At 39.7% G+C, this 14373-nt stretch carries 10 protein-coding genes; 4 read left to right on the forward strand and 6 right to left on the reverse strand.

The features are described from left to right. Positions 1–7: 7 nt before the first annotated feature. The 6 genes from J2Z40_RS13835 to J2Z40_RS13860 all read right to left on the reverse strand — a co-directional run bounded on the left by J2Z40_RS13835 (position 8) and on the right by J2Z40_RS13860 (position 8727). Entirely contained in the window at positions 8–865 is an 858-nt protein-coding gene (locus J2Z40_RS13835) for a Gfo/Idh/MocA family oxidoreductase (RefSeq protein WP_083953967.1), read from the reverse strand. 2 nt (positions 866–867) lie between these two features. Continuing rightward, positions 868–2181, reverse strand: a complete 1314-nt coding sequence (locus J2Z40_RS13840; RefSeq protein WP_066397986.1) for a GGDEF domain-containing protein — start codon at positions 2179–2181, stop codon at positions 868–870. Between the two features lie 62 nt (positions 2182–2243). Continuing rightward, a complete protein-coding gene (locus J2Z40_RS13845; RefSeq protein ID WP_066397984.1) occupies positions 2244–3302 on the reverse strand; it encodes a dihydrodipicolinate synthase family protein in 1059 nt (352 codons plus the stop codon). Continuing rightward, positions 3302–4318 (reverse strand): NAD-dependent epimerase/dehydratase family protein, encoded by a 1017-nt coding sequence (locus J2Z40_RS13850; protein WP_066397980.1) that lies wholly within the window; start codon positions 4316–4318, stop codon positions 3302–3304. Before J2Z40_RS13850 ends, J2Z40_RS13845 begins: the two co-directional genes overlap by 1 nt. Positions 4319–4341: 23 nt before the next feature. Next, entirely contained in the window at positions 4342–5586 is a 1245-nt protein-coding gene (locus tag J2Z40_RS13855) for an Nramp family divalent metal transporter (protein ID WP_066397978.1), read from the reverse strand. A gap of 627 nt (positions 5587–6213) precedes the next feature. Next, positions 6214–8727, reverse strand: coding sequence for a PIG-L family deacetylase (locus tag J2Z40_RS13860; protein WP_083954027.1), 2514 nt, complete (start codon positions 8725–8727; stop codon positions 6214–6216). A gap of 325 nt (positions 8728–9052) precedes the next feature. Here J2Z40_RS13860 and J2Z40_RS13865 point away from each other — a divergent pair, with 325 nt between their 5' ends. The 4 genes from J2Z40_RS13865 (at position 9053) to J2Z40_RS13880 (ending at position 14367) form a co-directional block, all read left to right on the forward strand. Beyond that, the gene (locus tag J2Z40_RS13865) at positions 9053–10258 is read left to right on the forward strand and encodes an ROK family transcriptional regulator (RefSeq protein ID WP_245350107.1); all 1206 of its coding nucleotides are present in this window, start codon (positions 9053–9055) and stop codon (positions 10256–10258) included. A gap of 114 nt (positions 10259–10372) precedes the next feature. Further along, positions 10373–11461, forward strand: coding sequence for an extracellular solute-binding protein (locus tag J2Z40_RS13870; RefSeq protein ID WP_066397973.1), 1089 nt, complete (start codon positions 10373–10375; stop codon positions 11459–11461). Between the two features lie 65 nt (positions 11462–11526). Continuing rightward, the gene (locus J2Z40_RS13875; RefSeq protein WP_157087855.1) at positions 11527–12597 is read left to right on the forward strand and encodes an ABC transporter ATP-binding protein; all 1071 of its coding nucleotides are present in this window, start codon (positions 11527–11529) and stop codon (positions 12595–12597) included. A gap of 42 nt (positions 12598–12639) precedes the next feature. Beyond that, the gene (locus J2Z40_RS13880; protein ID WP_066397969.1) at positions 12640–14367 is read left to right on the forward strand and encodes an ABC transporter permease; all 1728 of its coding nucleotides are present in this window, start codon (positions 12640–12642) and stop codon (positions 14365–14367) included. Positions 14368–14373 lie beyond the last annotated feature (6 nt).

The following is a 14373-nucleotide window of genomic DNA, read 5'->3' on the forward strand; positions in this document are numbered from 1 at the left end:
GTTTGTTTTATTCCAGCGAGTTAATTTGTTCAATCAACTTGATGATCTGAGCTGTTTCATCAAGGGACACAGGAGATTTACTAGTATTAAAAAATGCTATGATTTCAACTAATAGATTTCTATAATAAGGTTGTTCATCTTGCCAAAGCTTAAATGTTTCTATCTGCTCTTTATAGTGAATAATGCCGCCAAATCGGTTATGCCAATCATAATCTCCTCGAAAAATCACTTGGCGATTAGTAGCAAAGGTTAAATACAACAGCTCATAGTTCTCATATTTCTCTTTTTTGATCGTTACGATATCTGTTCCAAAAAGGGTGACAATCATTTCTAGCGAATGAATGCCGTACCAAAAATAACCGGGCATAGCTTGCTGCTGTGGCAATGGCCCGTATATATACGCACTAACGATATCGCTCGTCTCTTTATTTGTAATCGACTGGGCATACCGTAAGGAGGAAGAACTCATGATTGGTGTCTGAAAGTTTTCACTTAGCTCGACTACGGTCTTTAATTCATCACTACTCATTACAATCGGTTTATCAATGAATATCGGCTTCTTGTAGTGGACGATATTTTTTAACCAAAGCAAGTGATTTCTGCCATCTACAGTCGCTAATAGAACTGCATCCACACTTTTCATGAACAGATCAATATTTTCTACAATTTTCACTTTGTATTTATTTTCAACGATCTCTTTATAATGTAGAAAACGGTCTCTGCTAATCGGCAAGTCTTCTGAAAAGACTGGAAAGGCATGTGTGATTGTCCCGCCAGCAACATGGTGGGGATCACTTGAATCATTCAGCAATCGCGTGAATATTTCACTATGGGATGTGTCTAATCCGATTAATCCAATTTTCATTTTCACCACTCCTCATTTTGAATCATTGAAAAAACTTGTCGTGGCCGACCTCTCGTTGTCAGTTTTTCTGTACCGACCACTTCAATAATATGAATGTCTAACCATGCCTGCAAAATTCGATGAGCGCTTCGAATGGTAATGCCTAACATATTGGCAACATCTTGTGCGGTAAATTCATTGAGTCGATTTCGTTTAATCATCGCTAATGCCTTTTCTAAATGAACGGCATTGATTCCTGATTTTTCCGCTAAATCGAGCAGCTTCTTATCTGTTATCGATAGGGGATAAGTAATAGGAGAAATCAGGTCAATGGGGCCAAAGACTTTTCGATCCTCACGAACAATGAACCCACATTGCCCTCCATAATCCTGTGCCTGGTAAAGAGCAAATCGTGCATTTTTGCCTGCTTCCATGGCTGTCGATCCGAAACCAATTCCAATTGATAAGTGGATATTTAGCGATTTTTTCACTTCATTTAATAAAGGCAGCGATTTGTAGCCTTCCGTAATGCGTTCAAATGTCCCTCTATTGGTCACAAATATATATTCAGCGTCATTTAAGGCAGTTAAATAGGCATCAAATTGTTCTGCGAAATGCAACAATGTTTTATAAATTGCATGAATCCGTTTTTGGACTTGTTTTTCAGTGGCAAAATCTTTCATTAATGCGGAGTGATCCACAAAGATTCGGCCAATGACGATTTGCGTTTCCTTTTGTTTTCGCTGTGTGGTAGAAAGGAGGAGGCGCTCCAATATAACAATAATATCTTCCTCTGTTGGCTTCAGCCATTGATTGGGAATTCCAAGCTGACTGAGCCTTTCACTAATTATCATTAGACTCGTGATAACAGCGCTATTTGGGAATTTCTCGATCACTGATAAATGATGTTCCACTACTTCATCTACATGATCGGCATGGACTAATTCATTATAATAGGTGTAAGTGAAAGATTCTTGGAGTGATTGTTTCGTATTTTCGATATAGGGTACTTGAATTCCGTCAAAGCTGATATGTGACAATGGTTTCTTTTTGTTTAGTAAGTAGAGTGCACGATATAATCCAGAACCTTTCAAAGGAACATAGAAGGAGGGAAGCTGTGCAGGAATCTCCTTTCTTGCTGTTAAATAGGGTGCCTTACCTGAATAAAGGAAACAATCTACTTGTTCACCTAGTTCCTTCGTAAATCGAGAGGCATCGCTTAACTGATTAGAGAGGCGGAAAATAGGGGTCATCGACGGAAAGAGATCAAAGCATCTTTGGAAGGTTTCCTTTATCCAAAGTGGGCCAATCACCCCAACTTTAATATGTACGTCCATTCCAACATCTCCTTATCATTGTCAAAAAAGGCACACCCGCAAGAATGTGCCTTTTCTATTCATTATACATGAGCTTCATTCAATAAAAAGGATTGAATGAAAGAGTCATCATTCAGCTCTGGGTAAGCGGCTATAACTCGACTAATCTCTTCACTTTGTCCATCGCTCAGTACTTCATGCTCGGCTAAACACCAATTTCCCTGCAGGAGACCTTGTCTTCTTAACACTTCATTGATTCCTGAGATGCTTCCTTTAAAATCATTGGCTGAATCAAAAAATGCTGCATTTGCGTCTGTTACTTTTTGGGCAATTGTGAGCCACTTTAAATCGATGCTTTCTTTCCTTTTGGCTTCTTTTATCGCAGTAAATAATTGAACGGCTTCCCTCGTCCAGACTGACCAATGCCCGAGTAACCCTCCGACAATCGATTTTTTTACTTGGCGGTCGTTCATTCGGAAGGCATATGTTGTCAGTAAATCAACGATAATATTATCATCATTCCCAGTGTAGAGAGCGATTTCATCTCTACGTTCGGATTCACAAACAGCTCTTACAACATCAAGTGTTTGATAACGATTGAACGGCGCCATTTTGATCGCTAGTACGTTCTGTATACTGGCAAACTCTTTCCAAAAATGATAAGTGAATACTCTCCCACCAACGGCCGGCTGTAAATAAAAGCCAAAGACTGGAATGATTTCAGCGATTTTCTGTGTCCGTTTAAGTAGTTCTGCCTCTGAATAATGATTTAATCCGCCATTACTGACTAATACAATGTCGTAGCCTAAGCTCTTGGCAATTTTAGCTTCTTCAACAGCCTGCTCAGTAGGGCCGCAAACCCCAGCAATTTTTAAAAAGGGACGCGTGACATTTGCTTTGTCTACTTCTTCAGAGGCCATTCTTAGGACGTTTTCGAAAAGATTGAATTGTGGATCGCGAATTTCAAATTGTGTCGTATGAACACCTACGGCAATTCCATCTACACCTGCTTCAATATAATAACGGGTTAGTCTTCTTTGAGAAGTTTCATCCAGTTTCTTCTGTTCAGTTAACGCTAATGGATGCGCTGGGATAAATGCACCATCATGCAGCAATGTCCATTTTTCAGGAGAAAGCACCATTAAAATTGTCCCTGCCTTTCTTGGAAATGTGTAGGCTTATTTATCGTTTCACCGTCATTCATCACCCAATTAGCTGTCCAATCAAGCATTTCATGTATGGATACACGAGGATAGCCGAATAATTGATGCGCTTTTCCGGCGTGATTAAGCAGGGCTGTTTCTTGCTCTTGACCATTAAATACAGGCTCTTTTCCAAATCTTTTTCCGAATTGGTCGGCAATCCAGCGTACAGGTAATGTCTCAGGGCCAGTTACATTTAAGATCGCTGGAGGCGAGCTGGCAATGGTCAAAGAGCGAATGGCATATTCGTTTGCATCTCCTTGCCAGATGACGTTGACATGGCCCATCGATAGATCGATAGAAGTAGAATGATAGACAGCTTTTGCAATTTCAAGAAGCACTCCATATCGCATGTCAATTGCGTAATTTAACCGAAAAATCGTCAGTGGTGTCTGATCTCTGTAAGAAAAATGGGTTAATACTCTTTCTCGGCCTAATGACGATTGCCCATATTCTCCAACAGGACCAACTGGATGCGATTCATCACATCCGCCCTTTTGTACAGGAACAAGTGGGTAGACATTTCCTGTAGAGAAAGCAACAATGCGAGAGCCGCTGAAATGCTCGGCTATTCTTCCGGGTAAATACGTATTCATCGCCCATGTATAATGTTCATTTCCTGAAGTGCCAAATTTATTGCCAGCCATAAAAATGACATTGGGCAGCTTCGGTAGAGCAGCAAGCTGCTCTTCATCCATTAAATCGGCTGTAATTGTTTCAATGCCTGCTTCTTCTAACTCTTCCTTTAGCGTGCCAGAGGAAAATCTTGAAACCCCAATGACTCTTTTATCGATTCCAGCTTTGTCGATTGCCCGCTTAGCTTTTTTTGCAAGTGTGGGACCCATTTTTCCTCCGACTCCAATAATCAAAATATCGCCATCCAAGTTTTTTATATCCTCTATTAACGCGCTCGACGGTTTCGTCATTAATTCTTCTAATTGCTGTATATTCTGCATGACATACAACTCCTTATGATGATTTATGAAAGAAAGATATTTTTGAAATTATTAAATGCAAGGTAAAGTAAGACGAGAAGGCCTAATATTCCAAATAGATTACTAGTTAGTTTATTTTTTAAGGTTCCCATGATTTTTCCATCATTCGCGACAACTAAAATACATATTGCAATAAAAGGAACGATAAAGATCGTCACGGCTTGAGCAAAAACAATCAGATTGACAGGTGCAGACCCGAAAATAATGGCAATGATGGAACCGAATAAGATTACGCCGACAATGGCGAATTTTACCTTTATATTAGATAGCTTGCTTCCAAAGCCGAGCCCATCTGCTAACATGGAACCGCCAATGGTCGCATTCCCTATTAATGAGGAATAGGAGGCGCCCAATAGTCCAATCATAAATACGACGGTTGCCCATGAACCAAACAGCGGTTCAAGAGATGCCCCCATTTCTGAAGCATCATTCACGACGATTCCTTGAGGCTTCAACACAGAAGCTGCAACGACCATAATTAAAAATGAAATAAATCCTAAAATGAAGATTCCTAAATACGATTCACGTGTGCTGCTTTTCGCATCTTTAATCGTCCAGCCCTTTTCCTGTACTAAATAAGATTGATAGACCGCACCAACGATAGAGAAGCTCGTTGCAAAAAGAGCAATAACTAAGCCAATGCTTCCTGAAGGCATTGTAGGGATAAATCCACTGAAAATATCAGCAAAGGATGGTTTAACAGCGATAAAGGTAATTAGAAATGCGCCAAGCATTACTAAAACAAGTCCAAGCATGAGCTTTTCCAAAATAGCATAAAACTGTTTCGTAAATAAAAGGGCAATAGCCAGGATGGACATAACAATGATCCACACAGTCGAATGAACACCCGTTAGTGCTTTCATTGCAATTCCAGTCCCGATTGAGTTCCCAGCTTGGAAAGAGGCCGTTACTAAAAATGCACCTATACCTATCAAAATAGATACGATCTTGCCCCACTTATCCAGCATGACATTTATGAAGCTTTGCTTAGCAGCAAGGCCAATCCTTGTGCTCATCTCTGTGTAGCACATCATAAAGATAACCGCAGCAAAAATCGCCCAAACAAGATCGGTGCCATGGATAGCCCCAATCTTTGACGACAGAGTCACACTTCCTGGACCTAAAACTAAGGCTGAAGTAATAAATGCAGGACCAAGATACTTTAAAATATTTTTTCTCCCACGATTCACATGAACTTCTGGTGTTGCTCCCTCATTCTCTACTTTCATTAAACTCGCCCCCTTTTATTATCTGAATCTTCAATATAATCATAAAACAAATAAACTTTAATTGACATGTCTTTAATATGTCTTTAATTTGATCGCGGGGGATTGATCATGAGTACTGGAAAATTGGCATTGCTAGTAGAGAAATTCTCCTATTAGCTTGAACAACAGCATGGCGGTACTACTCTTTAAAAGCTTATGTAGACATGAGGTGCAATCGAATATGTGAGGGGAACTTTATTACGCATATTTTGGGAGAATAAGAGATTCTATTTTTTTGTATAGGTATTCGATCCCCGCTATAGGAGACAGCTTCATCGGAAAAACAGCACAAAAGGTATGAGCATTAATAAACGGAAAAATCCCGGTTAACTGCTTTAAATCAGACAAAAATCCATCGATTTGAATCAGATAAGCGGAAAGTTTCCCCTTATATTCAACTTTTTTATGCGAAGGGAATGCAAGGGAAAATGGGGAAGCGCGGGACGGTTCTTTATTTGGTTGAGGGGCGTAAATGAAATTAAAAAGGAAAGTTCTTAAAGAATTCTCTTTACAGAACTTTCCTTTTCATTTTGATCACTACTTTTATACACTTTTTGGGATACAGCAGGTCATCCTACGATAAAGGCTCTAATTGGCTCCGTAGCTAATTAGGTTTGTGAATATACGGTAGCCGCCAGGTACTTGGCCTTGGATTTGTCGGTAAAAGACTAGGTTGGTGTAAAGATATGTGCCTTTTCCGTGTTTTGTCATCAGGATGCCGCCTTCGAAAGGCTCTTCATTTGGATCGGCCATGCTGACGAATGTTTCGAAGTTTTTATCCCATTCCATTGGGTAGTATAAGCCTCTTTCCTGAACCCAGTTTTCCCAATCACTATCTGTAATTTTATTCGGATAGCTAAATAAGGAGGAATCTGGTTTTAGGACAGTGACTTTTGCGTTCTCGTCTGTGACTCTCCATTTGATGGATGGATTTCCAAGCGTTAATGGATATGGAGCGGTTGTTTTCGCGTCCCATCCATCTGATGGTTTATGGTATTGAACGACTAGGTGTCCGCCATCTTCGACATATTTATGGAGGCGATCATTATGCTCGACGAGATCTTTCCTTGATAAATATGCACGAATGCCTGTTACAATCGTATCATACTGATTAAGATCCCCAGTTGTCAAGTCCTCTTCGGTCAGCTTTGTAATATTGAAGCCCGTATTGGTTAGATAGTCTGCTACCATATCAAAACCGCTGTCTATATAGCCAATTTTCAATTGATCATTTTTCAATAACTCAAAAGCAACTCCATTTACTTGTGCATCATACAAATAATAAAATGTTCCGATATGGTCATAGTTGATTTCCTGAACGGTTGAATCAAAAGTTTTGCCGTTTGCAACTGCTTCTGCATGAACAGCAAAGCTGCCATCCTGAATATTAGAAGGAGGGGTTAGCTTAAAAGCAACCTCTTTTTCTTCTAATTGAGCTTTAAAAGCCACTTCTTCTTTACTAGGTGAAACCTTCCAGCCTTCTGGTACAGCTAATGAAACATCTGCAGTATTTTTTCCGTTAAAATAGTTTTTAACTTTCACTGTTACAGGAATTTCATCTTGAATATCTGCGGTATTTACGACAATGTCTTCAGGGGATAGTGTAAGACCTACGTCAGGCAAGACAGCAATGGTTTCTCCAAGTTCGCTGATTTGACTTGTTTGCGTACCGCTATCTTCAAATTGAACCTTCGTGCGGATGACTGAATCAACATAGGCATGATAGTCGTCCGCATCTTTAGGCACCTGTACTTCATAGGTTAATTCAGCTTTTTCTTCAGGGTTTAAGTCTTTAGCGGAGGCTGTCTTAGAAACCTTCCAATTTTCTGGTACGACTAGCTCTGCCGCTACCTTCTTTAATTTCTTTTTCCCGTTGTTTTGCAGTTTTACCTTAACAATTGTTTTTTGTCCTTTTGTAAGAATCTTTGTTTCTGGGATGGCTTCAACAGATAATTCTGCAGACTCGACACTTACAATTTGTAATTGCTCTTCTTTTAGTGAGAGCTTATGAAGCAAGTCAGTTTTTACTTGTGGGTCAAGCTTTGCTTTTTCAGTTTTCTTTTGGATTTGTCGAACATCTTTTAGTGCTTTTTGTGTTTTTTCGAATACTTGGTCATTGCTAGGATAAGCGGAAATAATGGAGTCTAGTGATTCTTGGAGTTTTGTAAAATGTACTTGCAGGTCTTTTTCTTGTTTTGGCAGCTTTTGTGCCCACTCTTTGAAATTGTAAGGGATCCCTGCAAATAGATTGCTGCTTTTATTTGTTTCAACCGCAGTTTTTATTAATTCTAAGTGAACTTGCCTTGGTTCAGCAGGAATGTCATTTCCCATTCCTTGGCTTTTATGCATATAGCGGGATTCTTCTCCCAATTGAGGGTAGGTCATATTATAGATTGGATCATACATCCCGATTTCAATAGAAGTGGTAGCAGTATCTTTTGAGTCAGCAGGTAGATATAGCTTTTTAACCTGCCAAACAGATAATCCCTCTTTTAACTGCTCTGGGAAAATAGCAGGGTTGGCAGCATCTTTAAATGCCTTTTCACTTAAAATAGCCATTGTGCGATGGTGTCCGTGCTGTGTATCCACATCCTTGAACGATGGCATCACAATATCAGGCTGGTACGTACGAATGAAGCGAATCAATCGTTCATAGGTGAGATCTTCTCCCCAATTCTCTAATGTCTCCTCAGGCGTTTTGGAGAAGCCGAAATCATAAATAGGGTCAGACGTTGTTTCACTAAGATGATAAGCTTTTACGCCCGTAATCTTAGCTGCCTCAATCATTTCTCTTGATCGAATAATTCCGAGGCCATTGTCTAATTCATTCCCAATTTCATTTTGTCCGCCTTCGCCGCGGTTTGCAATCAGACTAGATGTTTTTACGCCAAGCCCTCTGGATAAATAAGCAAGAAAATCGCTTCTTTCATCATCTGGATGTGCCCCTGTGTTCAGGAAGGTAACCGTTGTTCCTAGAGGCTTAACCGCATTCCAAAGATCTACATCATGTTCCTTTTCTTTTTCTTTTGCTGCATGAGTGGCAGCTGGCCATAAGGAAATGACTAATAAAATAGAGAGTACCCAGCTAAAATATTTTTTCAAATTTGAAACCCCTTTCATTTTGGGATAACGACGTAGTGAATCTTTGTCCTCCTTCCATCTATTTATATGTAGGTTAGTTAGGTTAATTAACTAACGATACAATGAACCTCAACTACTATTATCCATAATTAACCGCGTTTGTAAATATGAGTATATTCAGAAAATTAAAAATAGTAGTTTTGGACTAATGTTTCAAATTAGAACTAATAATTAAAAATAAATATTTAAAAAATTGAAAATATTTGTTGTAAATATTTAACTACTATTGTATATTTTAGTTAATTAAGGAAACTTACTAACCTAAAATGATTAAGGCCGTGATGTCATGAGTAGTAATAGGAACTTGATTCTATTGAAAAGAACAAATAAAAAAATCGTTCTTCAATGTATTAAAGAAAATCAGCCCATCTCTCGTGCAGAGATTGCCTCTAAGAGTCAAATCAGTAAGCCGACTGTATCTCTTTTAGTCGATGAATTGGTTCAAGAAAATTGGGTGCTGGAAAAAGGAATAGGGGTGGCATCTTCTCAAGGTGGGAGAAGGCCGATTCAGCTTTACTTTAATGAGAAGGCTGGCTATGTGATTGGAACAGATATTGGCGGGACGAAAGTAAAAACTGTCATATGTGATCTAGTCGGGAATATTATTTGCACAAGCAGCTTTAAAACAAGTCAATATCTACAAACAGGGTTGCTAAAGCAAATTCATAAAGAAGTAAACGGGATGATTCAGTCCTATCAGCTAGATTCGAATAAAATTTTGGGCATGGGTGTGGGAGTACCTGGTATCACTGAGCCAAATAAAGGTGTTGTTGTTGAAGCTCCGAGCATTAATTGGGTACGCTATCCGTTTATAACCGAAGCAAAAAGATACTTCTCCTTTCCAATTTATATCGATAATGATGTGAATGTTGCGGCTTTAGGAGAGCAATGGCTTGGGAATGCGAAATCAAAAGAGAATATTCTTTTTATTGCTGTTGGAACAGGCATCGGAAGCGGTTTAATTATTCATAATCAGCTCTACCGCGGCTCTTCCTGTGCAGCAGGCGAGATGGGCTATATGGTTACGGATAAAAATGATATGAAAAATGAGTTTAAACCCATTTTCCATCGATATGGCTACTTGGAAAGTGTGGCTGGCGGGAAGGCGATTGGTGAAAGATTAACTAATCTAATCCAGCAAAAGCCAGGGCATCCACTATTTGAAGAAGCCAGCCACTCAGAACTGACAGGGGAAAGAGCCTTTTCGTTAGCAAAGGAAGGAGAAGAGACCGCTCGGTTGGTTGTGGATGATGCCATTGAACATTTGGCTTATGGCATTATCAATGCGGCTAGTTTACTCAATCCTGAGGTTATTGTTTTAGGGGGCGGTGTTCTTAAATCCTCAGATTATATCTTACCAAGATTACGAGAAATTGTGTATCACTATCTTCCTAGTACAGTAGAGTTGAACACTTCCCAGTTAGAAGATCATGCAGAGGTACTTGGCGCTGTCTCACTATTTCTTCGAGAATATGAAAGCGTTTTAAATTAGAGCATTTACTAACTTGATTCTAAAGCAGGCTTATATGGCTACATATACCTAGAACAGAGAAGAGTTTTAAGCCTACTTTCAGGATAAATATCATTTATTTTAAGGGGGTTCATCATGTTTAGAAAGAATCGTTTATTTGTTTTTTTTATTGTGGCACTCATGCTTATCATGTCTGCATGTAGTAATTCCACGGGAGGCAATGAAAGCAGCGGAGAAAAAGAAAACAACTCAGGCGGGGAAAAAGCGGCAGAAAACAGTGGAAAGTTAGTCATCTACACAGCGCGTGATCAAACGGTTGTTGATCAGGTTGTTGGGATGTTTAATGAAAAGTACCCTGATATTCAAGTCGATGTCCTCACAATGGGAGCGCAGCAGGTTCTTGAACGTATTCGTGGAGAGAAATCGAACCCTCAAGCTGATTTTTGGTGGGGAGGGACACAATCTGCCTTTATGACGGGTGCGAATGAGGATTTATTAGAGTCATTCAAGCCAAGCTTTGATGCAAGCATTCTGCCAGAGCATAAAGACGCAGAAGGCCGCTGGTATGGTGAAATGCTTTTACCAGAGGTTATTATGATCAACTCAGACATGCTAGCGAAAGACGAAGCACCGCAAGATTGGGATGATCTGCTTGATTCAAAATGGAAGGATCAGATTATCATCCGTGGCGTATTGGCTTCAGGAACAATGAGAACGATTTATTCAGCAATGATTCATGTGCAAGGAGCAGATAATCCTGAGGCTGGTTATGAGTGGCTAAAGAAGCTTGATGCAAATACAAAAGAATATGCCCAGGATCCGACGAATCTTTACTTGAAATTGGCTCGTCAAGAAGGCTCTATCTCATTATGGAATCTGCAGGACATCCTTTTACAGAAAAACGAGCATAACCAGCCATTTGATTTTGTTTATCCAGAAAGCGGAGCGCCTATACTTGTCGATGCAGTTGGTCTTGTGAAGGATGCAAAGAATCTTGAAAATGCAAAGGTATTCTATGAGTTTCTTTTTGATCCTGAAACTCGTGCAACATTAGCGGAGGACTTGTATCAAATTCCTACCCGTACGGACATTGATCAAGATCAAATGCCTGAATGGTTTAAAGATATCGAGCTGAAGGCATTAGACCTGGACTGGGGAGTAATGGCAGAAAAAGAAGCTGAGTGGATGCAGCATTGGGATGAAAATATTAAAGGAAAAAACTAATATTCTATTTTAAAAGGGGTGAAGAATTTTTTCACCCCCTTTATCTACACAGCGAGGTGGTTTTATTGAAAAGTGTACGACTTGATCATGTGAGCAAAATGTTTGGAACAGCAAAAGGGGTAGAGCATGTAGCCATCGATGTAAAGCCCGGGGAGTTTTTTACCTTTTTAGGGCCCTCAGGTTGCGGGAAAACAACGACACTCCGAATGATTGCAGGCTTTTACTATCCAACAAAGGGGAAAATCTTTTTTGATAACCGTGATGTCACAACCCTTCAGCCAAATAAAAGAAACATTGGAATGGTCTTTCAAAACTATGCCCTCTTTCCACATATGACGGTTTTTGAAAATATCGCCTTTGGCCTTGAGGTTCGTAAACTATCGAAATCAGTGATCAAAGAAAAAGTAGAAAGGGCACAGAAGCTTGTTTATCTAGATAAATATGGAACGAGAAAAATAAATGAGCTTTCAGGTGGTCAGCAGCAGCGGGTTGCCTTGGCGCGTGCACTTGTAATTGAACCAGATATTTTGCTTTTAGATGAGCCTTTATCCAATTTAGATGCCAAATTGCGTGAAGAAACGAGATTAGAAATTAAAAGGCTTCAAGTGGAATTAGGCGTAACGACCATATATGTTACCCATGATCAAACAGAAGCGATGACAATGTCTGATCGGATTATGGTTATGAAAGAAGGGGTCGTGCAGCAGATTGGTACCCCTCAGGAAATTTACAATAGGCCAGCCAATCATTTTGTCGCTTCCTTTATTGGTGAATCCAACATGCTTGAAGGTGAAGTGATGGAGATAAGCGGTTCGACAGTTAAGGTGAAAGTAGACAGTGATCTGCAAGTAGAGGGAGTTTTAGATACAGCTATAAATAAGATAAAAGTAGAAGTGGGCAAAAGTGTGAAACTTTCGATTCGTCCGGAAGCCATATTTGAAGGGCAAGGGCCAAATCAATTACACGGAACGATTCAATTAGTGGAATTTACTGGGGTAAGTATTAATTATCTAGTTCAGGTCGGATCAGCAACATTAAAAGTCATGATTATTAATAAAGGAAATCAAATTCTTAAAAGAGGCGATTCCATTTCCCTTTATGTACCGGAAAAGGGTGTTTACTTTATAAATGAGTAGGTTTCTTTACGGAACGAATTCAAGCGAACAGAAGGTGAAAACATGAATACGGATCAAGCAGCCCCTTTGAAGGAAAGCTGGTGGGCAAGACTGACACAATCAAAATATTTCATCTATATCTTAATCTCTCCTCTTTTCTTAGTGCTCCTAGCCTACGTTATTTATCCCTTTTATCAAACATTTATTCAAAGTGTGGTAGGTTCTGAGGGAGCTGGAATAGGAAACTATAAACGGTTCTTTAGTTTGGAAAGCACAGCCAACCTGGAGGCGCTCTGGACTAGTATTTATATTTCTGTCATAAGTGTAATTACTTGTGCCATTGTAGGAGTAACGATGGCCTTCTTAATCGAACGGTACGAGTTTCCGGGAAGGAAAATTCTTTCCATTCTTGTTCTTGTTCCGATGGCCTTGCCGCCTTTAGTTGGTGTATTATCTTTTACATTTTTATATGGTGAAAGCGGGATTATTCCAAGAGCACTTCAAGCTTTATTCCATCTTGATTCCGTTCCCTTCTCACTAAAAGGAATTACAGGGGTCATTGTTGTTCATACCTTTACAATGTATACATATTTTTATCTAACTGCATCTGCGGCTATTAAAGGATTGGATCCATCATTAGAAGAAGCAGCTACAAGTTTAGGATCTGGAAGAATACGTATTTGGGTGAAAGTCATTCTTCCGATGTTAACACCAGCAATGGTTGCTTCAGCACTGCTCGTGTTTATGATTGCGATGGCATCCTATACTGCACCATTAATGTTTGGTGTGGAGAGAACGATGACGATGCAAATCTATTTATCTCGGACAAATGGAAATTTAGATATGGCCGCAACACAATCTACTATTCTTTCGATTGTCTCGATCGCCTTCTTGATTATGATGAGATGGTACCAAGGAAGGCGTAACTTTCAAAATCAAAGCAAGGGGATTAGTGTCCATCGCACGGAGCTGCGTACCCCTTTTATGAAATATCTTTCCATGCTTCTTTCTTTTATTGGGGTCATTATTCTTATGCTTCCGATTTTAGTGCTCGTTCTCATCTCTTTTTCAGTGGATGGGGAATGGACGATTCAAATTATTCCGTCAGCATACACATTCGATCATTATATTGCATTGTTTACCGATGAACGAACTTGGCGTCCTATCTGGAACAGTTTGCAAATGAGCTTTGTTGCAACAATTGGAAATATCCTCTTTGGGGTGGCTGCTGCCTATGCGATGATTCGCACAAGATTTAAAGGAAAGGCTCTCCTTGATATTTTAATTATGATTCCATGGGCCCTTCCTGGAACAGTAGTTGCAGTTAATTTAATTGCTGCTTTCAGTGAGCCATCTGTATTTAGCTTTAATCAAGTATTAATCGGTACGTTCTGGATTTTGCCGCTCGCTTATTTTGTTCGGCATTTGCCCCTCATTTTCCGCTCGACCTCAGCAGCACTTATGCAGATGGATCAGTCCGTGGAGGAAGCCGCACGAAGCTTAGGCGCGAACTGGTGGTATACGTTTAGAAGAGTGGTTGTGCCAATGGCTTTTTCAGGTATATTAGCAGGAACCTTACTGGCCATGGTTCAAGGACTTGGTGAATTTGTTGCATCTATTCTTATTTATAGTACCTCGACCATGCCGCTATCTGTTGCTATTTTTCAAAAGATGTATGCATTCCAATTTGGAACAGCCTGTGCCTATGGTGTGCTGCAAATTTTGTTAATTATTTTTGTATTGTTTATTTCTCAGAAATTAACAAATGGGAAGGCAGGAGCCGTTATTTAAGAGGAG

Source organism: Cytobacillus eiseniae, assembly GCF_017874625.1.
In the GTDB taxonomy this organism is placed as follows: domain Bacteria; phylum Bacillota; class Bacilli; order Bacillales; family Cytobacillaceae; genus Cytobacillus; species Cytobacillus eiseniae.